The 20,442-nt window shown below is 68.3% G+C and carries 21 protein-coding genes; 10 read left to right on the top strand and 11 right to left on the bottom strand.

Going from position 1 to position 20,442, the window contains the following annotated elements; all coding sequences use genetic code 11:
- Positions 1 to 121: 121 nt before the first annotated feature.
- The 5 genes from dgcB (at position 122) to OMP44_RS18700 (ending at position 5,175) form a co-directional block, all read left to right on the top strand.
- Positions 122 to 2,113, top strand: a complete 1,992-nt coding sequence (gene dgcB / locus OMP44_RS18680; RefSeq protein WP_280310305.1) for a dimethylglycine demethylation protein DgcB — start codon at positions 122 to 124, stop codon at positions 2,111 to 2,113.
- A gap of 175 nt (positions 2,114 to 2,288) precedes the next feature.
- Positions 2,289 to 3,524 (top strand): electron transfer flavoprotein subunit alpha, encoded by a 1,236-nt coding sequence (gene etfA, locus OMP44_RS18685; RefSeq protein WP_280310307.1) that lies wholly within the window; start codon positions 2,289 to 2,291, stop codon positions 3,522 to 3,524.
- Positions 3,514 to 4,314 (top strand): electron transfer flavoprotein subunit beta, encoded by an 801-nt coding sequence (gene etfB / locus OMP44_RS18690; protein WP_423814989.1) that lies wholly within the window; start codon positions 3,514 to 3,516, stop codon positions 4,312 to 4,314. Before etfA ends, etfB begins: the two co-directional genes overlap by 11 nt.
- 190 nt (positions 4,315 to 4,504) lie before the next feature.
- Positions 4,505 to 4,759: a FitA-like ribbon-helix-helix domain-containing protein gene (locus OMP44_RS18695; RefSeq protein WP_280310309.1), complete on the top strand. Its 255-nt coding sequence runs from the start codon at positions 4,505 to 4,507 to the stop codon at positions 4,757 to 4,759.
- A complete protein-coding gene (locus OMP44_RS18700) occupies positions 4,756 to 5,175 on the top strand; it encodes a type II toxin-antitoxin system VapC family toxin (protein WP_280310310.1) in 420 nt (139 codons plus the stop codon). Before OMP44_RS18695 ends, OMP44_RS18700 begins: the two co-directional genes overlap by 4 nt.
- A 186-nt stretch (positions 5,176 to 5,361) precedes the next feature.
- Here the strand turns inward: OMP44_RS18700 and polA are convergent, their stop codons facing one another.
- Positions 5,362 to 8,109 carry a DNA polymerase I gene (gene polA / locus OMP44_RS18705; protein ID WP_280310313.1) on the bottom strand — a complete coding sequence of 916 codons (2,748 nt, stop codon included), beginning with the start codon at positions 8,107 to 8,109 and terminating at the stop codon, positions 5,362 to 5,364.
- A gap of 111 nt (positions 8,110 to 8,220) precedes the next feature.
- On the opposite strand from polA, the gene OMP44_RS18710 reads away from it, so the two are divergent.
- Both OMP44_RS18710 and OMP44_RS18715 read left to right on the top strand, forming a co-directional pair.
- Entirely contained in the window at positions 8,221 to 8,511 is a 291-nt protein-coding gene (locus tag OMP44_RS18710) for a DUF2782 domain-containing protein (protein WP_280310315.1), read from the top strand.
- A gap of 62 nt (positions 8,512 to 8,573) precedes the next feature.
- Complete coding sequence (locus tag OMP44_RS18715; RefSeq protein ID WP_280310317.1) at positions 8,574 to 9,527, top strand: homoserine kinase; 954 nt, start codon at positions 8,574 to 8,576, stop codon at positions 9,525 to 9,527.
- Positions 9,528 to 9,558: 31 nt separating this feature from the next.
- Here the strand turns inward: OMP44_RS18715 and OMP44_RS18720 are convergent, their stop codons facing one another.
- The 10 genes from OMP44_RS18720 to OMP44_RS18765 form a co-directional block, all read right to left on the bottom strand.
- A complete protein-coding gene (locus OMP44_RS18720; RefSeq protein WP_280310319.1) occupies positions 9,559 to 9,891 on the bottom strand; it encodes a hypothetical protein in 333 nt (110 codons plus the stop codon).
- Entirely contained in the window at positions 9,888 to 10,808 is a 921-nt protein-coding gene (locus OMP44_RS18725) for a hypothetical protein (protein ID WP_280310321.1), read from the bottom strand. The genes OMP44_RS18720 and OMP44_RS18725 overlap by 4 nt, the downstream gene beginning before the upstream one ends.
- A gap of 23 nt (positions 10,809 to 10,831) precedes the next feature.
- Positions 10,832 to 11,278, bottom strand: a complete 447-nt coding sequence (locus tag OMP44_RS18730) for a curli fiber surface-exposed nucleator CsgB (RefSeq protein WP_252977224.1) — start codon at positions 11,276 to 11,278, stop codon at positions 10,832 to 10,834.
- A 108-nt stretch (positions 11,279 to 11,386) separates the two neighbouring features.
- Positions 11,387 to 12,226, bottom strand: coding sequence for a CsgG/HfaB family protein (locus OMP44_RS18735; RefSeq protein ID WP_017641598.1), 840 nt, complete (start codon positions 12,224 to 12,226; stop codon positions 11,387 to 11,389).
- A 15-nt stretch (positions 12,227 to 12,241) separates the two neighbouring features.
- Complete coding sequence (locus OMP44_RS18740) at positions 12,242 to 12,649, bottom strand: curli assembly protein CsgF (protein WP_208693433.1); 408 nt, start codon at positions 12,647 to 12,649, stop codon at positions 12,242 to 12,244.
- Positions 12,646 to 13,029 carry a curli production assembly/transport protein CsgE gene (gene csgE / locus OMP44_RS18745; RefSeq protein WP_133860331.1) on the bottom strand — a complete coding sequence of 128 codons (384 nt, stop codon included), beginning with the start codon at positions 13,027 to 13,029 and terminating at the stop codon, positions 12,646 to 12,648. Before csgE ends, OMP44_RS18740 begins: the two co-directional genes overlap by 4 nt.
- Positions 13,026 to 13,646, bottom strand: coding sequence for a helix-turn-helix transcriptional regulator (locus OMP44_RS18750; RefSeq protein ID WP_252977223.1), 621 nt, complete (start codon positions 13,644 to 13,646; stop codon positions 13,026 to 13,028). Before OMP44_RS18750 ends, csgE begins: the two co-directional genes overlap by 4 nt.
- Before the next feature lie 227 nt (positions 13,647 to 13,873).
- Entirely contained in the window at positions 13,874 to 14,884 is a 1,011-nt protein-coding gene (locus tag OMP44_RS18755) for an SIS domain-containing protein (RefSeq protein ID WP_280310346.1), read from the bottom strand.
- An 86-nt stretch (positions 14,885 to 14,970) separates the two neighbouring features.
- Positions 14,971 to 16,407: a sigma-54-dependent transcriptional regulator gene (locus OMP44_RS18760; protein ID WP_280310327.1), complete on the bottom strand. Its 1,437-nt coding sequence runs from the start codon at positions 16,405 to 16,407 to the stop codon at positions 14,971 to 14,973.
- A gap of 29 nt (positions 16,408 to 16,436) precedes the next feature.
- Positions 16,437 to 18,251, bottom strand: a complete 1,815-nt coding sequence (locus OMP44_RS18765; protein ID WP_133860335.1) for a sensor histidine kinase — start codon at positions 18,249 to 18,251, stop codon at positions 16,437 to 16,439.
- Positions 18,252 to 18,449: 198 nt separating this feature from the next.
- Between OMP44_RS18765 and OMP44_RS18770 the strand changes: the two genes are divergently transcribed.
- The 3 genes from OMP44_RS18770 (at position 18,450) to hglS (ending at position 20,409) form a co-directional block, all read left to right on the top strand.
- Positions 18,450 to 18,650, top strand: a complete 201-nt coding sequence (locus OMP44_RS18770; RefSeq protein WP_007160266.1) for a hypothetical protein — start codon at positions 18,450 to 18,452, stop codon at positions 18,648 to 18,650.
- Positions 18,651 to 18,720: 70 nt separating this feature from the next.
- The gene (locus OMP44_RS18775) at positions 18,721 to 18,969 is read left to right on the top strand and encodes a hypothetical protein (RefSeq protein WP_273861057.1); all 249 of its coding nucleotides are present in this window, start codon (positions 18,721 to 18,723) and stop codon (positions 18,967 to 18,969) included.
- Positions 18,970 to 19,077: 108 nt separating this feature from the next.
- The gene (gene hglS / locus OMP44_RS18780; protein ID WP_280310331.1) at positions 19,078 to 20,409 is read left to right on the top strand and encodes a 2-oxoadipate dioxygenase/decarboxylase HglS; all 1,332 of its coding nucleotides are present in this window, start codon (positions 19,078 to 19,080) and stop codon (positions 20,407 to 20,409) included.
- Positions 20,410 to 20,442 lie beyond the last annotated feature (33 nt).

A 20,442-nucleotide genomic window follows, 5' to 3' on the forward strand; every position in this document is an offset into this window, starting at 1 on the left:
GAGGGCGGGGGTGAGGGGCCTCGCTGACGCCTTGGCGTGAACGTGGGCTCCCCCTCTCGGCTTTCTCCCCAGGGAGAGGGGGTGATCCGCAGCCACCCGAGGTCCCGTAGGGAGACCCGCAATGCTCAGTACCATCCTCCCCATCCTGCTCTTCGCCGCCCTGGCCCTCACCGTGATCGGCGCCGTGCGCTGCTTCAGCCTCTGGCGACAGGGGCGTCCGGCCGAGGTCGACTGGCTGGGCGGGCTGCTGAAGATGCCGCGGCGCTACCTGGTGGATCTGCACCACGTGGTCGACCGCGACAAGTACATCTCCAAGACCCACGTGGCCACCGCGGGCGGTTTCGTCCTGGCGGCGCTCTTGGCCATCCTGGTGCACGGCTTCGGCCTGCACAGCCGCATCCTCGGCTGGGCGCTGCTGGCCGCTACCGCCTGCATGTTCACCGGTGCCCTGTTCGTCGCCAAGCGTCGCCGCAACCCGCCGGCGCGGCTGTCCAAGGGCCCCTGGATGCGCCTGCCCAAGAGCCTGCTGGCCTTTGCCGCGAGCTTCTTCATCGCCACCCTGCCGGTCGCCGGCATCCTGCCGCCGGACTTCGGTGGCTGGATTCTGGCCGCGGTGCTGGCGGTCGGTGTGGCCTGGGGCGTGTCCGAGCTGTTCCTCGGCATGACCTGGGGCGGTCCCATCAAGCACGCCTTCGCCGGCGCCCTGCACCTGGCCTGGCACCGCCGCGCCGAGCGCTTCAGCACCCCGCACAACGCCAGCGCCGCCCGCTCCAGCGGCCTCAAGGCGCTGGACCTGCACGATCCCAAGGCGCCGCTGGGCGTGGAAAAGCCCGCCGACTTCACCTGGAACCAGCTGCTCGGCTTCGACGCCTGCGTCCAGTGCGGTCGCTGCGAGGCCATGTGCCCGGCCTTCGCCGCCGGCCAGCCGCTCAACCCCAAGAAGCTGATCCAGGACATGGTGGTCGGCCTCAAGGGCGGCAGCGATGCCCGCTACTTCGGCTCGCCCTATCCCGGCCAGCCGGTCGGCGAGCACGCCGGCGGTCCGCACCTGCCCATCGTCGCCCGTCAGGGCAAGGCCCTGGTGGACGCCGAGACCCTCTGGTCCTGCACCACCTGCCGTGCCTGCGTCGAGGAGTGCCCGATGATGATCGAGCACGTCGATGCCATCGTTGACATGCGCCGGCACCTGACCCTGGAACGCGGCGAGACGCCGAACAAGGGCGCCGAGGTGCTGGAAAATCTCATCGCCACCGACAACCCCGGCGGCTTCGCCCCTGGTGGCCGCCTGAACTGGGCCGCCGACCTGGACCTGCCGCTGATGCAGGACAAGGGCCAGGCCGAGGTGCTGTTCTGGGTCGGCGACGGCGCCTTCGACATGCGCAACCAGCGCACCCTGCGCGCCTTCGTCAAGGTGCTCAAGGCGGCCAAGGTGGACTTCGCCGTGCTCGGTCTGGAAGAACGCGACAGCGGTGACGTGGCCCGCCGTCTGGGCGACGAGGCGACCTTCCAGCAACTGGCCAGGCGCAACATCGAGACCCTGGGCAAGTATCGCTTCCAGACCATCGTCTCCTGCGATCCCCACAGCTTCCACATGCTCAAGAACGAATACGGCGAACTGGGTGGCCACTACCAGGTGCAGCACCACAGCACCTTCATCGAGACCCTGCTCAGCCGCGGCACCCTGCACCTGGGCCAGCACGCCCTGGCCGAGCAGGGCGCCACCATCACCTATCACGATCCCTGCTACCTGGGCCGCTACAACGGCGAGTACGAGGCGCCGCGCGCGGTGCTCAAGGCGTTGGGCATCGCGGTTAAGGAGATGGAGCGTTCCGGCTTCCGTTCGCGCTGCTGCGGCGGTGGCGGCGGCGCGCCGATCACCGACATCCCCGGCAAGCAGCGGATTCCCGACATGCGCATGGCCGACATCCAGGAAACCGGCGCCGAGCTGGTGGCCGTGGGCTGCCCCCAGTGCACCCTGATGCTGGAAGGCGTGGTCGCCCCGCGCCCGGAGATCAAAGACATCGCCGAGCTGGTGGCCGAGGCCATCGTCGAGGCACCGGTGGACAGCAAGCCGGCCGCCGCACGGCGGCCGGTCGCGGAGGCGCTGTCGTGAGTGGGTTTGGTAGCCCCCTCACCCTAGCCCTCTCCCTGAGGGGAGAGGGGACGATCAGGTGTGCCAGACAAGTCCCGGTGTTCACCGCTTTTACCCCCTCTCCCCTCAGGGGAGAGGGCTGGGGTGAGGGGCCCACCGCGCACCTCACCTGCCATTTTCAAACGGAGCGCCCAGCATGAGCATCATTCGTCGCGACCCGCGCCGCGAGTGGATCGCGCGCAACCGTCTGCATCCGCTGCATGCGAGCATCGCCAGCAGCGCCGATGCCGAAAGCCGCTGGATGGGGCCCAACGGCCTGGTCCGCAAGAATCCCCACGCCGCGGCCGTCGGTTTCGTCGGCCCCCAGGGCGTCAAGCGTATCGACCGCAGCGGCGCCCAGCAGGGCGGCGGCCGTCGTGGCGCCGCCCAGGCGGTGGAAGAACAGCTGCCGCTGCACCGGATCGCCGAACCGGCCTTCTACATCGCCGTGGTGCCGGATCTGGTCAGTGGTCGCCTGACCGCCCATGACCGTGACCTGCTGGGCCTGGCCCGGCAACTGGCCGGCGCCGAGGGCGCCGTGCTGGCCGTGGTCTTTGGCGAGGTCAAGGAAACGGCCTTCGATACCGCCGGGGTGGATCGCCTGCTGCATCTGGAAGGCGAGCAATTCCAGGGCTATGCCCCCGAACAGCGGGTGCTGGAGCTGCGTGCGGTGAACAATGAACTGCAGCCGCGTCACTGGCTGCTGCCCGACAGCCGCAGTGGTGGCGGCGAACTGGGTCGGCGCCTGGGCGCTGCTCTGCACGAGCGCCCCGCCACCCGCGTCTGGCAGGTCAAGGACAGCCTGGTCATTGGCCGTGCCGGGGCCGGTCGCCAGGATCTGCAGCAGCCGCTGCCGCGGCTGGTCCTGACTCTGCCGGAATGCGCGGAGCCGGTCGGCGAGACCCGCCACGAGGTCCTGCCGGTAACCCTGAGCGGCAACATCGCCCGCCACCTGCCGCGTATCGAGGACCTCGGTCCGGTCGCTGTCGACCCCATGCAGATTCCCCTGGCCGAGGCCGAATTCATCCTCTCCGGTGGCAACGGCATCCGCGACTGGGATCTCTTCCACAGCACCGCCGCGCTGCTGGGCGCCACCGAGGGCGCCTCGCGGGTGGCGGTGGACGACGGCCATATGCCGCGCAACCGCCAAGTCGGCGCCACGGGCACCTGGGTCACCGCCCGGGTCTATCTGGCCGTGGGCATCTCCGGCGCCGTGCAGCACCTGCAGGGCATCGCCAGTTGCGACAAGGTCATCGCCATCAACACCAATCCGGGCTGCGACATGGTCAAGCGTGCCGATCTTTCGGTGATCGGCAACGGTGACGCCATCCTGGCCGCCCTGGCGCGGCTGGTCGAACAACAGCGGGCAGGGGAGTTGCAGGATGTCGCCTGAGCAGAAGCTGCCGTCGCTGGACGGCGTCAAGGTCGTGGCCCTGGTGTCCGTTGGCGCCCATCCCACTTCCGGGCGTGCCCGGCGGGCGGAACAGGATGCCCGCGCCGTCGAACTGGGCCTGTGCCTGGTGGGCGACAAGCTGCGCGTCCTGCACGCCGGTGATCCCGCCGAAGAGGCCCTGCGCGGTTATCTGGGCATGGGCGTGCCGGCCCTGCACGTACTGGAACAACCGGCGGGTGCCGATGCCTTGCCAGCCCTCGGTGAGACCCTGCGCGAGGTCGGTGCCGGCCTGGTACTGACCGGCAGCCAGGCGGAAACCGGCGAAGGTTCGGGTCTGCTGCCCTATCTGCTGGCCGAGACCCTCGGCTGGCCGCTGGTGGTCGGCCTCGCTGCGGTGGAAGCCGTGGAAGGTGGCCAGGCCACGGTGCTCCAGGCCCTGCCGCGCGGTCAGCGCCGGCGGCTGCGGGTACGGCTGCCCTTCGTCGCCAGCGTCGACAGCGCCGCCCCGGCGCCGCGGCAAAGCGCCTTCGGCCCGGCCCGGCGAGGCGAGCTGCAGGTGGAGACCACCGAGATCGTGCAGGACAGCCTGTTCGACAACGGCGAATTGCAGCCCGCAAAGGTGCGTCCCAAGCGCCTCAAGGTGATCAAGGCCAAGACCGCCGCCGACCGCTTCAAGGCCGCCACGGCCAAGGCCTCCGGCGACGGCGGCCAGGTCCTCAAGGACCTGACCCCGGAAGCGGCAGCCGCCGCCATCTTCAAGGTATTGCGCGAGGAAGGCGTGGTGCGCTGAGGCTTCAGCACACTCCGAAACCAACCCCCTCTCCCTCAGGGAGAGGGCTGGGGTGAGGGCGCCTTTGGCAACCAGTTTCCCAGTAGAAAAGGCTAGGCCGTTTGGCACGCCAAGCTGCTGACGACCTTGCGCTCGGGCAGGCGGCGAACTAGCATGAGTGCTATGCAGGCAAAATTGTGGAGTGCATGCAATGGCTCAGTTGACCATCCGCGGACTACCGGAAGAAGTCGATCGCGCGCTTCGCGCTCAGGCGGCTCGACACGGGCGGAGCATGGAGGCCGAGGTCAGACTCATCCTTCGCCAAGCCTTGATTTTGCCAACCGAGACGCCAATGGGAGAAGCCATGGCCGCTATCTGGCGCCAATCCGGGATCACTGACGAAGAGCAGGCTTTCCTCGAGGGTACGCGTGATCGTCGCCCCCATGAGCCAATGTCATTCAAATGATTCTGCTCGATACCAACGTCGTTTCCGAGACGATGAGGCCAACTCCCTCGCCCCAGGTCATCGCTTGGCTGGATCGCCAGGCACCGACCACCCTGTATCTCTCGACGATCACCGTTGCCGAATTGCAATATGGTATCGCCTGCCTGCCCAATAGCCGACGGCGCGACCTGTTGCAGCAAGGGGTAGACGCCTTGATCCAGCTCTATGAGGGCCGGATTCTGAGTTTCGATCTGGCTGCTGCCCGCCGCTATGCCGATTTGGCCGCGCAAGCTCGCCAGCGTGGCCGTGGCTTTCCCTTGCCTGATTCCTACATAGGCGCGATTGCAGCGGTCAGCAAATTCAAGGTCGCCACTCGCGACGAAGCGCCTTACCTCGCCGCGGGTCTCAGCATCGTCAATCCCTGGAACGCGGCATAACGCCTCGCTGTTGAAGGCAAGTGACAGTAAGCCATAAGCGTCTCGCAGCGAGACCCTGGGCGTCGAGACTCAGGAGTCCAGCAGGACAGTGGAAAAGGCTACGCCGTTTTCCACGCGACCGAGGGTGGCAGGACCCGTAGGTTGGGCTGAGCCTGCGAAGCCCAACGATCCAACCTCCAGCGCCCGTCAGTGCGCCTCGTCCCAGTTACCACCCACCCCCGATTCCACCAGCAGCGGCACGTCCAGCTCGCCGGCACCGCTCATCAGCGGTAGCAGGCCCTCGCGCAGACGCTCCACCTGGTCTTCGCGGACCTCCAGCACCAGTTCGTCGTGTACCTGCAGGATCACCCGGGCGTCCAGCTCCGGGGTCGACTGCAGCCAGCCATCCACGGCGATCATGGCGCGCTTGATGATGTCCGCCGCGGTGCCCTGCATGGGCGCGTTGATCGCCGCCCGCTCGGCGGCGCGACGCAGGCCCTGGTTCTTGGAGTGGATGTCCGGCAGGTACAGCCGGCGGCCATAGAGGGTCTCCACGTAGCCCTGGTCCACCACTTGGGCGCGGGTACGCTCCATGTAGGCCAGCACGCCGGGATAACGCTGGAAATAGCGATCGATATAGGCCTGGGCCTCGGCCCGGCCGACGCCGATCTGCTTGGCCAGGCCGAAGGCGCTCATGCCGTAGATCAGGCCGAAGTTGATGGCCTTGGCGCGGCGGCGATCCTCGTTGCTGACCTCTTCCAGCGGCACACCCATCACCTCGGCGGCAGTGGCGCGGTGCACGTCCAGGTCGTTCTGGAAGGCGTGCAGCAGGCCTTCGTCCTGGGCCAGGTGAGCCATGATGCGCAACTCGATCTGCGAATAGTCCGCCGCCAGCAGGCGATAGCCTTTCGGCGCGACGAAGGCCTGGCGGATGCGCCGGCCCTCGGCGGTGCGGATCGGGATGTTCTGCAGATTCGGGTCGCTGGAAGACAGCCGGCCGGTCGCCGTCACCGCCTGGTGGTAGCTGGTATGGATACGGCCGGTACGCGGATTGATCTGCTGCGGCAGCTTGTCGGTGTAGGTGCTCTTGAGCTTGCTCATCTGCCGGTACTGCATCAGCACCTTGGGTAGCGGGAAGTCCTGGTCGGCCAGTTCCTGCAGCACCGCCTCGGCGGTGGAAGGTTGGCCGGAGGCGGTCTTGCTGACCACCGGCAGGCCCAGCTTGACGAAGAGGATCTCGCCCAGCTGCTTGGGCGAACCCAGGTTGAATTCCTGGCCGGCCAGTTCATAGGCCTGCTTTTCCAGGGCGATCATCTTCTCGCCCAGCTCGCGGCTCTGCACCCCGAGCAGCGCCGAATCCACCAGGGCGCCGTTGCGCTCGATGCGCGCCAGCGGCGGCACCAGCGGCATCTCGATGTCGCGCAGGACCCCAGCCAGGCCGGGGATGGCTTCCAGCCTAGGCCAGAGCGTCTCGTGCAGGCGCAGGGTGACGTCGGCATCCTCGGCGGCATAGGGCCCGGCCTGCTCGATGGCGATCTGGTCGAAGGTCAGCTGCTTGGCGCCCTTGCCGGCGATGTCCTCGAAGCGGATGGTGCTGTGGCCCAGGTACTTGAGCGCCAGGCTGTCCATGTCGTGGCGGGTGGCGGTGGCGTCCAGCACATAGGATTCGAGCATGGTGTCGAAGGCGATGCCCTGGATCGTGATGCCGTAGCGGGTCAGCACATTGAGGTCGTACTTGCCGTGCTGCATGACCTTGAGCTTGGCCGGGTCCTCCAGCAGTGGCTTCAGCGCGGCCAGCACCGGCTCCAGCGCGAGCTGGGTCGGCGCGCCCATGTAGCTGTGGGCCAGCGGCACATAGGCGGCCTGGCCCGGCGCCACGGCAAAGGACAGCCCCACCAGCTCGGCGCGCTGGGCATCGATGCTGGTGGTCTCGGTGTCGAAGGCGAAGCGGTCGGCGGCCTGCAGGCGCGCCAGCCAGGCGTCGAAGTCGGCCTGTTCCAGCACCGTGTCGTAGTGGGTTTCCACCTGGGTGGTGGCGGCGTCCTCGGCCAGCGGCAGGGGAGCGCCCTGGCGCTTGGTGTCGCGGATCAGGTCATCCAGCCAGGACTTGAATTCCAGTTCCTGATAGAGCGCCATCAAGGCTTCCACATGGGGCTCGCCGACTTTGAGCTCGTCGAAGGTCAGCTCCAGCGGCACGTCCAGCTTGATGGTCGCCAGCTGGTAGGACAGGTAGGCCTGCTCGCGATGCTGGTCCAGCTTAGCAGCCAGCGACTTGGCGCCGCGCAGGGGCAGGGCGGCTACCGCGTCGAGGTTGGCGTAGAGGGTATCCAGGCCACCGCCGATGCCGTTGAGCAAGCCGGCGGCGGTCTTCTCGCCCACCCCGGGTACCCCGGGGATGTTGTCGATCTTGTCGCCCATCAGCGCCAGGTAGTCGATGATCAGCTCGGGGCCGACGCCGAACTTGGTCCTGACCCCTTCCACGTCCAGTACGCTGCCGCTCATGGTGTTGACCAGGGTGACATAGGGGCAGACCAGCTGGGCCATGTCCTTGTCGCCGGTGGAGATCACCACCGGGCGCTCGGCGCTGGCGCAATGACGAGCGAGGGTGCCGATGACGTCGTCGGCTTCGACCCCTTCGACGGCCAGCAGCGGCAGGCCCAGGGCGCGGATGCAGGCGTGCAGTGGCTCGACCTGGCCGCGCAGGTCGTCGGGCATGGCCGGGCGCTGGGCCTTGTAGTCGGCGAAGAGTTCGTCGCGGAAGGTCGGGCCCTTGGCGTCGAAGACCACCGCGAAGAGGCTGTCCGGATACTGGCGGCGCAGCGAAAGCAGCATGTTGAGCACGCCCTTCACCGCGCCGGTCGGCTTGCCGGTGGAGGTCATCAGCGGCGGCAGGGCATGGAAGGCGCGATAGAGATAGGAGGAACCGTCCACCAGGACGAGAGGGGCGTGGCTCATGGTCTAAACCTTTGTCGTGGCGTGTGCGGCGTCTGTCCGGCCAGTCTCGACGACAACTGGGCCGGGTTCTAGAATCGACCACTCGCTCCGTTCAAAAGGTCAAAGGTTACCATGGGTGCTCGTCGCTTCCTCTTCGCCGCGTTGCTGCTGGCGCCGCTGGTCCAGGCCGCGGAACCGCTGCCACCGGGGGAAAAGCCCCTGCCTGACGAGATCAAGGTGATCCGCTACCAGGCTGGCGACCAGACCATCGAGGAGACGCGCATCCGCGGGGTGCTGCAATCCACCCGGGTCATCCCCAAGCATGGCGCGCCCTACGAGCTGGTGCCCGCCGATGGCAGCAGCACCGCCGCCAACGATAAGCCGACCCTGCACGTCCCCAGCTGGCGCCTGTTCAGATGGTAGGCGCAAGGCGCCCGGACCGGTAAACTGCGCGCCGCTCGCACATTCCTCCGCCAGGCCCTGTCATGTCCGTCTTCACGCCCCTCGATCGTCCCACCCTCGAAGCCTTTCTCGCGCCCTATGGCCTGGGCCGGCTGCGGGATTTCCGGGGCATCGCCGAGGGCTCGGAAAACACCAACTACTTCATCAGCCTGGAAGGCGGCGAATTCGTCCTGACGCTGGTGGAACGCGGTCCGGTGGCGGAGATGCCGTTCTTCATCGAACTGCTCGATGTCCTCCACGACGCCGACCTGCCGGTGCCCTATGCGGTGCGCACCCAGGATGGCCAGGCCCTGCGCCAGCTGGCCGGCAAGCCGGCGCTGCTGCAACCGCGCCTGGCCGGCCGCCACGAGCGTGCGCCCAATCCCCATCATTGCGGCGAAGTCGGCCACCTGCTGGGCCATCTGCACCGGGCCACCGCCGGCGAGCGCCGCATCGAGCGCGCCAGTGATCGCGGCCTGGCCTGGATGCTGGCCGAAGGCGAGCGCCTGGCGCCGGGCCTGGACGCCACGGCCCGGCCGCTGCTGGAGCGCACCCTGGGGGAAATTCGCGAGCTGCTGAGCGAGCAGCCACCGTTGCCCGAGGCCAATCTGCACGGCGACCTGTTCCGCGACAACGTGATGTTCGACGGCCCCCGGCTGTCGGGCGTCATCGACTTCTACAATGCCAGTTCCGGCTGGATGCTCTATGACCTCGCCATTACGGTGAACGACTGGTGCTCCACCGAGGGCGGCGCGCTGGACCTGCCGCGCGCTCGGGCGCTGCTGGCGGCCTATGCCGCCGATCGCCACTTCACGCCGCGCGAAGCCGAGCTGTGGCCGGTGCTCCTGCGCGTCGCCTGTGTGCGCTTCTGGCTGTCACGACTGATCGCCGCCCAGGCCTTTGCCGGCCAGGACGTGCTGATTCACGACCCGGCCGAATTCCAGCAGCGCCTGGCGGCGCGGCAGCAGACCTCGCTGGAATTGCCGCTGACCCTGTAGCCCAGGTTCCACGTGGAACCTCTCCGCTGAGCTACAGCTGCAAGCGTCGCTCGATGGTGGGCTGCGCCTGTCCCTGCCGCTGCCAACTCAGCGTCGCCTCGATCAGACTGCCCGGTGCGGTGCCCAGGCGCGTGGTGACCGGGCAGCCGTCACCCCTGGCCGCGCCGGCCTGACGGGTGCGGGCGACACCACCCGGTCCGTGCAATTCGATGACGAGTTCGTAGCTCAGGGGCGCGTCTTCGCCGGTAAAGCACAGCTGTACCTGAGCGCCCGCCGGTTGCGGCTGCAACTCCAGGCGGGCGCTGGCCGCGGCCCCGCCTGCCAGGGGCAGGAGGGCCGCGAGCAGCCAGGCGGCGCGCGTCACCGCTGGTTGATGGTGGCGCTGTTGCCGAAGCCGCTCTGCGAGATCCGCGCGCTGTCGTTGAAGCCGTTGAAGTTGGCCGAGGTCTGCAGGATGCTCGCGCGGTTGCTGTCGCCGACCTGGCTGACGCTGGCCGTGCTGATGGCGCTGGTGACGTCGAGACGCGCCTCGTTGCCGTTGCCGCTCTGGACGATGCTGGTCTGGTTGCTGTCGCCCTGGACGGTGACGCTGGCCAGGTTGTCGTCGCCGGTGGAGCTGCCGCTGAAGCGATTGCCGCGGCCGGCCTGGTCGACGTTCAGGGTGTTGCGATTGCCGTCCTGGGTAAAGGTCAGTTCGTTGAACTTGCCGGAGGAGAGCACCGTGGCGACATTGGCCTGGCCACGCTGGGTCAGCTCCACGGTGTCGACCGAGTAGCCCTGCTGGGTCAAGTCGATGCGGTTGTCGGTGCCGGACTGGGCGAGGGTCGCCGTCACGGCATCGCCGCTCTGGTCGACGCGCACCTGGTTGTTGTCGCCGTTCTGCTCCAGGGTCAGCTGGGCGCTGGAGGCTGACTGGACCAGGGTGCCGCTGTTGCTGCCCACGGAGCTGATGGTGGCCTGGTTGCCGAAGCCGTCCTGGGCCAGGCTATGGACGCTGCTGCCGCCTTCCTGGCGCAGGGTCGCCACATTGCCCTGGGCATAGCCGTAGATGTCGCCACCCTGGGTGATGGTGGCGCTGCTGGCGCCGGTCTGGACCACGCTGATCGCATTGCCTTCGCCCTGCAGCTGATAGAGGGACGCGCTATTGCCGGCACCGCTCTGGTCCAGGGTGAGGGTGCCGCTGTTGCCGTCCTGCTGGACGAGGGCGGTGCTGTTCTGGGCGAGGGCGTTGGTGGCCACGAGGGCCAGCGTCAGGGCGGCCAGGGGCCTGAGTAGAAACATCTGTCTGATCTCCATGAGTGCCATCAGCGGTACTGACGTACCACCGTGTTCTGGTTGCTTCCGTACTGGACGATGCGGCTGGACAGGCCCGAGCCGTGCTGTTCGATGCGGGCGTTGCCCTGGACGCCGAGTTGCAGGATGTCGGCCTGGTTGCCGCTGCCGACCTGCTCGATGCGTGCGACGTTGCCGTAGCCGCCCTGGAGGATGACCGCGCTCAGTTCCGTTCCATCCTGCAGGATGCGGGCTTCCTGGGCGGCGCCGCTCTGGGCCACCTGGGCGCGCAGCGCGGTGCCGCGCTGGTCGATGAGCGCCTGGTTGCCTACGCCGAGCTGGCGGATGACGGCGTCGCGCCCGGCCGCTGGGGCCTGACCCAGGTCGCCGGTCTCCATGAGATCGGCGGCCGACGCCAGGGTGTCCAGGCCGAGTGCCAGGGCGAGGACCACGGCCAAGCCGCGGGTTGGGCTGCGCATCTCTGTCACCGTCATTGCCTAAGATTCTCCGCCTGGCATTGTCCGGAGCCGCCTGGCCCATCGCTATCGCTCCAGGGAGCGAATCCCGCGGGGCCGGCGGCTTAATCCCTAGCGCCGGGTCGGCTCCAGGTACTTGGTCAGCGCCGGATCCCGCGGATCGCGACCGTCGGCCACCAGCCACAGGCGCCGCTCCACGCCCTGGGCGACCAGATGGGCGACCGCCGCCTCGATGGCCGAGAGCACGCACAGCTGCGCCGGCTCGTTGGTGGTGTAGCCGGACTCGGCTTCGAGCAGCTTCTTGAATTCGATGAATTTGAAGACCCCGGCCTGGCGCCCGATGGAATAGATGGTCTTAGAGGTCATGACATTGGCCAGCACCCGACCGCTGCGGGTATCGATGGCACGCAGATTGACCGTGACCTGATCCACCCGGTACTCCTCGGACAGGCCAATGCCCAGGTAGCGGGCTCCTTCGCCGCCGCTGCGGACGTTGGTGTCGTAGGCCACCACGCCGCCTTCGAGCAGCAGGTTGGCCGCCTGCAGCGACGGCAGCGCCTGCTGCAGATTCTCCGGCAGGTCCGGCTTGTTCTGGGTGGCACGGATGATCTTGCGTTCGGTCAGCAGATTCTGCAGGCCCTCGCGTTCGAGCACCACGAACCAGCCACTGGCCTGCAGGGCGTCCACCAGCATGCTGCCGGCGCCCTGGGTCACGGCGGTGGAAAAGGAGCTGGCCGGATTGGGCTTGTACTGCCCGGTCTGGTCGCGGAAGCCGTAGACGGCGGCCACCAGCGGACCCTTGGGTGGCGGCAGCGCCAGCAGGTCATAGTAGGTGGAGGCGCGCGGCGTCAGGGTCGGGGCGGCGTTCTGTTCGGCGGGCATGGGGTCGCGCACGCAGCCGGTCAGGACGAGGGCGGCGGTCAGGGCCGCCGCCAGGGAAAAGGCGTTCATGGCAGGCATCCGTGCTCAGGGTTGGTTGAAGCCGTTGACGGAGATTTCCGAAATCTCCCCGGTCCCGCGGTCGGTGATCTGCACGGTCAGGTTGCCGGAATCGTCGACGATGTTGACGATGAACTGGTCGGTGGACAGCGTGCCCGAGTTGCCGTCCTTGATGTCGGTCAGCACCTGGGACAGCAGCCGCGATTCCAGCTGGCTGGTGAAGCGTTCCAGGGGCGACTGGCTGCTGGCGCTGCTGCGCAGGTCGGGATCCTTGTGGCGATCCTGGGCGGTGGCGTTGTTCAGCAGGTAGGTGCCATTGAGCGGATTGCCGCCAAAGGACGGATTCACCGGCGAGTAGACCAGCTCGGTCGCCATGGCCGGGGCGACGCCCAGAGTGCAGAGCAGGGGCAGGGCCTTCCAGGCGTGCGCGTTCATAACTCGTCCTTATCCATGTCGAAAGTGTCCTGCAGCAGATTTTCCAGGCGCCGGCGGGTGATGCCCTCGTGGACCTGGTCCGCCGCGGCGTAGGCGGCATCCTTGAGTTCGCTGTTGTTCGGCGGAATGAACTGCCGGTAGAGCAGCCGCTGCTCGTACTCGACCCAGACCAGGCTGCCCCAGCGCGCCGAAGGCCGTTCGCGCACCACCAGGTTGAAGTCCAGGTCGGTGGTATCGGTCAGGCGGTCGGCGAAGTGGCGATAGAAGTCGTGGCCGAAGCGGGAGATGGTGTTGTCCACCAGCAGTCCCTGGATCAGCTCGCCCTCGGCCCGCAGCGGTCCGGCCAGCAGCAGGCCGAGCAGCAGCCAGGCTGCCTTCATCCCGGCAGGTCCTGCCCGGCATGGAAGCGCAGCGCCGCCTCGGCGCGATTGGCCGCGCCGGTCTTGCGCAGCAGGTTGTGCATGTGGCTCTTGACCGTGTGGGTGCTCAGGCACAGCGCCTCGCCGATGGCGGCATTGGACAGCCCGCGCCCGACCAGCCGGAGGATCTCCCGCTCGCGCCGGGTCAGGCCGTCGGCGGCGATGCTGGGGCGCTCGCGGGAACGCCGCAGCAGGTGGGCGAGGATGGCGCGGGGCAGCCAGTCCTCGCCGGCCAGCAGTGCGCCCAGCCCCTGCAGCAGCTGGTCGCGACTGGCCTGGGGGGCGAACACGCCCTGGATGGCGGGAAAGCGCTCGACCCAGGGCAGGGCCTGTTCGAGGCTGGCGTTGAGAAAGGCCACGGTGACCGCCGGCGCCAGGCTTTCCAGCCAGCGCTCCAGTGGCGCCTCGGGCACGCTGCCGAGATCGACCAGCACCAGGCTGGTCTCGCCGGCCGCTTCCAGCTCGCGGGCGCAGCTGAGCTCGATGCCGTGGCGTTCTTCGAGAAAGGGTTTGAGCAGTTCTGCCAGGAGGACGTTTCTCGTCGTCAGGCAGACCTTGCTCGCAGGTATCGCGCGCATGTCCATATGGGCTGTCTCATCATCCGTTGCGCGAACGCTGAGACAAATCGCCGGGGGCGACAAGAAAAAACTGACCGATTTCCAGCGACTTACCGGCTCTGTGGACCGCTTGGCAGATTACCCGTCGACCAGCCGTCGGCGGCTAGCTCCAAAGACTTAGCTCTTTGGATGGAGCGGGTAATCCAGGCGCTCTGCAAGCGGCAGCGCCTGGACGAGCGATCGCCGCCTCAGCGGGTGAGGGTGACCTTGCGCAGGTGGCGCGGCTGGTCCGGGTCCTGGCCCCTGGCCTCGGCCAGCAGTGCGGCCAGGCGATAGAAGCTCTGGATCGCCAGCAGGCCGTCCAGGTCCGGATGACCGGCGACGGCGAGGGGCAGGTCGCGCTCGGCGATCTCGTCCGGCGCGGCCAGCAGCACCCGCGCACCGCGTGCGCGCAGGTCCCGCGCCAGTTGCAGCAGACCGGCCTGTTCGGGGCCGCGCAGGGCAAAGATCAGCAGCGGATAGCCACGCTCCACCAGCGCCAGGGGACCGTGCTGCAATTCCGCGCCGCTGAAGGCCTCGCCCTGCAGCGCCGAGGTTTCCTTGAGCTTGAGCGCGGCCTCCTGGGCGATGGCGAAGCCCGGCCCGCGGCCGACCACCATGCAGCGCTCGGCGTCGCGCAGGACGGTCAGGGCCGGCGCCCAGCTCAGTTCGGCGGCGCGATCCAGGGCCTCGGGCAAGGCGACTCCAGCGGCAAGCAGGGTCTCGTCCTGCTGCCAGTGGGCGATCAGCCGGGCGGCGGCGGCCAGGGTGGCGATGAAGCTCTTGGTGGCGGCGACGCTATGTTCGGGACCGGCCTGTACACCGATGGCATGGCGGCAGGCCAGGGCCAGCGGCGAGTCGATCTCGTTGACCAGGGCCGCGGTGCGGGCGCCGTAGCGATCCAGGGCGGACAGCGTCTCGATCAGATCGGGACTGCGTCCGGACTGGGAAAAGCCCAGGGCGAGCTGGCCTTCGACGCGCAGCGGCGCCTGGCGCAGGGTCACCAGCGAGGGCGGCAGGGACAGCACCGGCAGCCCCAGGTGGGCCATCGCCAGGTAGGCAAAATAACTGGCCACATGGTCCGAGCTGCCACGCGCCACGGTCAGCGCCAGCTGTGGCGGATTGGCCCTGAGGTCGTCGGCCAGGGCCGCCAGGGCCTGGTCGATGGTCGCCAGTTGGCGGGCGACCGCCGCGCCACTGGCGGCAGCTTCTGCGAGCATGAGCGAGGTCAAGAGGGTCTCCTTGGGCGTACGCCTAAGTCTCGCACTCTGCCACTCCTGGACAGGCGCGACCAGCCGACCTTGGCCTAGTCGCCTTCGTCCGCCGCACCGCCGGTGAATTGCAGGTCGTGCTTGCGCAGCTTGTCGGAGAGCGTCTTGCGCGGCAGGCCGAGGGCTTCGGCCAGGCTGCGCAGGGAGGCGTGGGGTCGGGCCAGTTCGCGCTGGATGAGTTCGCGCTCGAAGGCCTCGACCTGCTCGCCCAGTCCGGCGGCCAGGGCTGCCGCGGCGGGCGCCGCCAGCACCGGGGCCGCGGCCACGGGCGGCGCCGTCATGGGCGCCAGGGGCGCATAGGCGCTGTTGTCCAGCGCCAGCTCCAGCCCCAGGGCGAAGCGCTCGGCGGCGTTCTGCAATTCGCGCACGTTGCCCGGCCAGCTGTGGGCGATAAGGGCCGCGCGCTGCTCGGCATCGGCTTCGCGCAGCGGGGTGCCATGGCGCTGGGCGGCGGCCAGGGCGAAGTGGCGGAACAGCGGCAGGATGTCTTCGCTGCGCTCGCGCAGGGCGGGAATGCGCAGGGTGGCGACATTGAGCCGGTAGTAGAGGTCGGCGCGAAAGCGACCCTGGTCGGCGGCCTGGCGCAGGTCTTCCTTGGTGGCGGCGACCACCCGGATATCCAGCGGGATCTGCTGGTTGGAGCCGAGGCGCTCGACCTTGCGCTCCTGCAGCAGGCGCAGCAGCTTGACCTGGACATCCAGGCTCATGCTCTCGATCTCGTCGAGAAAGAGGGTGCCGCCGCTGGCGTATTCGAACTTGCCGATGCGTCTTTTCTGGGCGCCGGTGAAGGCGCCCTGTTCATGGCCGAAGAGTTCGCTCTCCACCACGGATTCGGCCAGGGCGCCGGCGTTGATGGCGACGAAGGGGCCGTCGCGACGATTCGACAGGTCGTGCAGGGCGCGGGCCACCACCTCCTTGCCGGCGCCCGTCTCGCCATGAATGAGCACATCGGCCTGGGTCGCGGCAAGGGCGCCGATCTGGTCGCGCAGCCGGGCCATGGCCGGAGTCTGGCCGATCAGCCGGGTCTGGAGTTCATGGCGCTCGGCGAGGGCCAAGCGCAGGCTGCGGTTCTCCAGCACCAGGTGGCGGGCGCCCAGGGCGCGGCGCACGCTGTCGATCAGGGCGTCGTTGGCGAAGGGCTTTTCCAGGAAGTCATAGGCGCCGGCGCGCATGGCCTGCACCGCCAGGGGCACGTCGCCGTGGCCGGTGATCAGCACCACCGGCAATTCGGCGTCACGCTGGTGCAGCTGGGCCAGCAACTCCAGGCCATCGATGCCGGGCATGCGGATGTCGCTGACCACCACGCCGGGCCAGTCGCGCACGGCCGCCAGCTCCAGCTCGCGGGCGTCGGCCAGGGTCGTCACCTTGAAACCGGCCAGGTCCAGGGTCTGGCTCAGCGCCAGGCGCAGGTGGGCGTCGTCGTCGATCAGCAGGATCTGGCTGGCGGGATCGAAGGGGGGCAGGGCACTCATGACTGGGACCTAAGGTAGAGGGCTGACGGTCAACCGCGGACTTCTTCCTGGGGCACCGAGGCGACCCCCGGCTTGCCGTGCAGCAGATAGAGACGTACCTCGGCGCCACCGTCGCCATGGTTGGACAGGTGCAGGTGGCCACCGAGGGTCCGCAACAGGTTATCGCAGATCGCCAGGCCCAGGCCGAGGCCCTGGGCGGTGGCCTTGGTGGTGAAGAAGGGTTCGTGGGCGCGGGCCAGGGCCTCGCTGGAAAAGCCCGGACCGTTGTCTCTCAGGATCAGGGTCACGCCGCGCTCGTCGATGCTGGTGGTCAGCCACAGCCGGCGGGTGCTGGTCTTTTCCGCGAGGGCGTCGAGGGCATTGCTCAGCAGGTTGCTGATGATCTGCCGCAGGCGGGTTTCGCCGGCCTGCACCCACAGCGGCGCATCGGGCAGGTCGCGAATCAGCTCCACCTGCATGGCCCGGCGCCGCGCGGCGACCAGCGCCAGGGCGTCTTCCAGGGCGCCCTGCAGCACCACGCTCTCCGGCGCACGGCGGGCGCCACGGGCATAGGCCTTGAGGTGGGCGATGATGTTGGCCATCCGCGTGGTCAGCTCGCCGATCAGCTTGAGATTGCCGCGGGCATCGTCCAGCCGATCGTGGTCGAGCAATACGACGGCGTTTTCCGTGTAGCTGCGGATGGCCGCCAGCGGCTGGTTGAGTTCGTGGCTGATGCTGGCCGACATGGTCCCCAGCGCCGACAGCTTGCCGGCCTGCACGGCTTCGTCCTGGGCGCGCATGAGTTCGCGCTGGGCCTGCTCGCGGTCGTGCACCTCCTGCTGCAGCCGCGCGTTGAGCGTCTGCAGGTCGCGGGTGCGCTCCTCCACGTTCAGCTCCAGGTCACGCTTGGCCCGGGCATCCAGCGCCAGGCGCTCGATGAAGTGGCGCCGTCTCAGGGTCATGACCACCAGCAACAGCAGCAGCGCCAGCAGGGTCGCCGCGCCGACATAGAGGGCACTGCGCACCTGGCGCTCGACCATCTCCCGCGGCGCCAGGATCTGCGCGTTCCAGCCGACCTCGTCGAGATTGCGGGTCTGGGTCAGCCAGTCGCCGGGCACCAGGGTCAGGGGCGCCGGATTGGTGGTGGGGTAGGGCCGGTTGGCATTGACCTGCTCGCGCTGGCGTTCGTCCAGCGGATGGGTGGCGCGAAAGCGCCAGGCGTCATGGGAGGTGAGGATGACCACGCCCAGGTCGTCGGTGACCAGCAGTTGCTCGGGCGCATTGCCCCAGAGCTTTTCCGCGCTGTCCAGGTCGACCTTGACCACCACCACGCCAATGGCCCGCGTGCCATCGCGCACGGCGGCGGCGAAATAGTAGCCGCGCTTGCTGGAGGTGGTGCCAAGACCGAAGAAGCGCCCCGGCTGGCCCTGCATGGCCGCCTTGTAATAGGGCCGGAAGGAGAAGTCGCGACCGACGAAGCTGTCCGCCTGGCGATAGTTGGAACTGGCCAGGCAGGTGCCGTCGTCCTGCATCAGGTAGATGACGTCCGCCCCGGTGCGCTGGCGGATGTCTTCCAGCATCTGGCTGGCGGCGTCCTGGGCCGTGCTGTCGCCCTGGCCTTCCAGGGCATGGCGCAGCACCGGCAGATCGCCCAGCAGGTCCGGCAGCACCTCGTAGCGCCGCAGCGTGCCCAGCAGGTTGGCGACATAGAGATCCAGGGTCTGGCCGTTCTGCTCGCCCAGTTGCGCCTCGTAATAGTGCTGGGCCGCATAGCGCAGCGGAATCAGCAGCAGCGTCAGACCCAGGGCCAGCAGCAGCAGGCTGCTCCAGCGAGGGCGCTTGGGAAGGTGAGGACTCTTGGGCATGCGCGGCTACGATCAGGGGGCGTCCCGGCATTATGCCCAAGCCGGGACCCTGGCGAAGAGGTCGTCAGACTGTTAACGCCTTGGCAGTCGATTGAAATATCTTGTTACTAATGGCCCTGGCTGTGGACGAGGACACGGATTTGCCGGGCGAAAGGCGGCTAACTGAATCTGCAATCAGCCACCGAAGGAGTGACTTCCATGAAAAGCACCACCCTCTGCCTGACCCTCGCCGGCCTGCTGGCCACCTCTGCCGCCTTCGCCCAGACGGCGCCCGCCGATCCGGCCACGCCGCCTGCCGCGACCAGCAGCAGCCCGGCCAAGACCGGCAAGCAGGCCACCACCCACCACAAGAAGGTGGCGCACAAGAAGGTCCACAAGGCCAGTACCAGCGGCAGCTGATCCACGGTGCGGCACCTCCCCGCGCGGGAGGTGCCTAAAGGGGAGTGAATCCGTCCAGAGGAGTCCTCCCATGCGCACGTTTCCCCTGCTTCCCGCCCTGATCCTGGGCCTCGGCCTGTCCGGCGCCGCCCTGGCCCAGACCAGCCCGACCAATCCCCCGGCCACTCCCGCGCGGCCCGATCCCACCAGCACCCATGGCATGGAAAAGGCGCCCAGCACCGGCGTCGGCGCGGCCGACAACGGCTCCAGCGGCGGTTCGGGCAGCAATACCGGCGCCGATCATGTGAAGAAGCCCAAGACCCAGCACAAGGATCACTGAGGCTGTCCGCCCATTCCCCCGGGGAATGATCCAATGAGCAAAGATCGCTTGAGCAGCCCACGCTGGCATGTCGAAATCGGCTTCTAGCCTGAGCCAGGAGCCGCTCCCATGACCGCCGCGTCGCTGCTTTCCCCGGATCTGATCCGCACCCGCTTTTCCCAGGCCATGTCGGCGATGTATCGCCAGGAGGTGCCCCAGTACGGCACCCTGCTGGAACTGGTTGCCGAAGTGAACGCCGGACAACCGGGCTTCGCCGGAGACTCCGCGGAGCGCCTGGACCTGGAGCGCCACGGTGCCATCCGCGTCGGCACCGCGGCCGAACTGGCCACCCTGCGTCGTCTGTTCGCCGTGATGGGCATGCGGCCGGTCGGCTACTACGACCTCAGCGTGGCCGGGGTGCCAGTGCATTCCACCGCCTTCCGCCCGGTCGCGCCGGCCGCCCTGCAGGTCAATCCGTTTCGCGTCTTCACCTCACTGCTGCGCCTGGAGCTGATCGAAGACGCCGAGCTGCGCCAGTTGGCCGAAAGGGTCCTGAACGAGCGCCGTATTTTCACCCCGGGCGCGCTGGAGCTGATCGAGCGCGCCGAGGCCCAGGGCGGGCTCACGGATGCCGAAGCCGATGCCTTTGTCCAGGAAGCCCTGGAGACCTTTCGCTGGCACCGCGAGGCCAATGTCGACGCCAGCCTCTATCAGCGCCTGCACGACGCCCATCGACTGATCGCCGACGTGGTCTGTTTCAAGGGCCCGCACATCAACCACCTGACCCCGCGAACCCTCGACATCGACGCCGTCCAGGCGCGGATGCCCGCCCGTGGCATCGCACCCAAGGAAACCATCGAAGGCCCGCCCCGCCGCCAGTGCCCCATCCTGCTGCGCCAGACCAGCTTCAAGGCGCTGGAAGAACCCATCCTGTTCCAGGGCGAGGTCCAGGGTTCGCACACGGCGCGCTTCGGCGAGATCGAGCAGCGCGGCATCGCCCTCACCCCGGCCGGTCGCCAGCGCTACGATGAACTGCTGCAGGAGGTCCGCCAGCGCAGCAAGGTGGCCGGCAGTGACTACGCAACGGTCTTGGCCGAGGTGTTCCAGGCGCTGCCCGACAACTGGGACGAGCTGCGCCGCCAGGGCCTGGCCTGGTTCCGCTATCGCGCCGTGGCCGGCAGCCAAGCGGCTAGCGATAGCCGCGATCCCGAGGCCCTGATCGCCGCCGGCCAGCTCCTCGCCGATCCCATCACCTACGAAGACTTCCTGCCCGTCAGCGCCGCGGGCATCTTCCAGTCCAACCTGGGGGCCGGCAGCCAGCAGGAGTACCAGAGCGGCGGCAATCGCGCCGCCTTCGAAGCCGCCCTGGGTGCGCCGGTGCTCGACGAGATGGCGCTGTACGAACGCCAGCAGCAGGAATCCCTGGACACCGCCCTGGCTGCCCTCGGCCGCCCCGCCTAGAATGACGGCTCCCGCGTCGGCGGCCCCCGGCCC

This window comes from Pseudomonas flavocrustae (assembly GCF_029872515.1).
GTDB lineage: Bacteria > Pseudomonadota > Gammaproteobacteria > Pseudomonadales > Pseudomonadaceae > Chryseomonas > Chryseomonas aestiva.

Bases quoted from the DNA above. Each gene is read 5' to 3' on its own strand.
- dgcB (WP_280310305.1), top strand. From the start codon at position 122: ATGCTCAGTACCATCCTCCCCATCCTGCTCTTCGCCGCCCTGGCCCTC.
- etfA (WP_280310307.1), top strand. From the start codon at position 2,289: ATGAGCATCATTCGTCGCGACCCGCGCCGCGAGTGGATCGCGCGCAAC.
- etfB (WP_423814989.1), top strand. From the start codon at position 3,514: ATGTCGCCTGAGCAGAAGCTGCCGTCGCTGGACGGCGTCAAGGTCGTG.
- OMP44_RS18695 (WP_280310309.1), top strand. From the start codon at position 4,505: ATGGCTCAGTTGACCATCCGCGGACTACCGGAAGAAGTCGATCGCGCG.
- OMP44_RS18700 (WP_280310310.1), top strand. From the start codon at position 4,756: ATGATTCTGCTCGATACCAACGTCGTTTCCGAGACGATGAGGCCAACT.
- polA (WP_280310313.1), bottom strand. From the start codon at position 8,109: ATGAGCCACGCCCCTCTCGTCCTGGTGGACGGTTCCTCCTATCTCTAT.
- OMP44_RS18710 (WP_280310315.1), top strand. From the start codon at position 8,221: ATGGGTGCTCGTCGCTTCCTCTTCGCCGCGTTGCTGCTGGCGCCGCTG.
- OMP44_RS18715 (WP_280310317.1), top strand. From the start codon at position 8,574: ATGTCCGTCTTCACGCCCCTCGATCGTCCCACCCTCGAAGCCTTTCTC.
- OMP44_RS18725 (WP_280310321.1), bottom strand. From the start codon at position 10,808: ATGTTTCTACTCAGGCCCCTGGCCGCCCTGACGCTGGCCCTCGTGGCC.
- OMP44_RS18730 (WP_252977224.1), bottom strand. From the start codon at position 11,278: ATGCGCAGCCCAACCCGCGGCTTGGCCGTGGTCCTCGCCCTGGCACTC.
- OMP44_RS18735 (WP_017641598.1), bottom strand. From the start codon at position 12,226: ATGAACGCCTTTTCCCTGGCGGCGGCCCTGACCGCCGCCCTCGTCCTG.
- OMP44_RS18740 (WP_208693433.1), bottom strand. From the start codon at position 12,649: ATGAACGCGCACGCCTGGAAGGCCCTGCCCCTGCTCTGCACTCTGGGC.
- csgE (WP_133860331.1), bottom strand. From the start codon at position 13,029: ATGAAGGCAGCCTGGCTGCTGCTCGGCCTGCTGCTGGCCGGACCGCTG.
- OMP44_RS18750 (WP_252977223.1), bottom strand. From the start codon at position 13,646: ATGCGCGCGATACCTGCGAGCAAGGTCTGCCTGACGACGAGAAACGTC.
- OMP44_RS18755 (WP_280310346.1), bottom strand. From the start codon at position 14,884: ATGCTCGCAGAAGCTGCCGCCAGTGGCGCGGCGGTCGCCCGCCAACTG.
- OMP44_RS18760 (WP_280310327.1), bottom strand. From the start codon at position 16,407: ATGAGTGCCCTGCCCCCCTTCGATCCCGCCAGCCAGATCCTGCTGATC.
- OMP44_RS18765 (WP_133860335.1), bottom strand. From the start codon at position 18,251: ATGCCCAAGAGTCCTCACCTTCCCAAGCGCCCTCGCTGGAGCAGCCTG.
- OMP44_RS18770 (WP_007160266.1), top strand. From the start codon at position 18,450: ATGAAAAGCACCACCCTCTGCCTGACCCTCGCCGGCCTGCTGGCCACC.
- OMP44_RS18775 (WP_273861057.1), top strand. From the start codon at position 18,721: ATGCGCACGTTTCCCCTGCTTCCCGCCCTGATCCTGGGCCTCGGCCTG.
- hglS (WP_280310331.1), top strand. From the start codon at position 19,078: ATGACCGCCGCGTCGCTGCTTTCCCCGGATCTGATCCGCACCCGCTTT.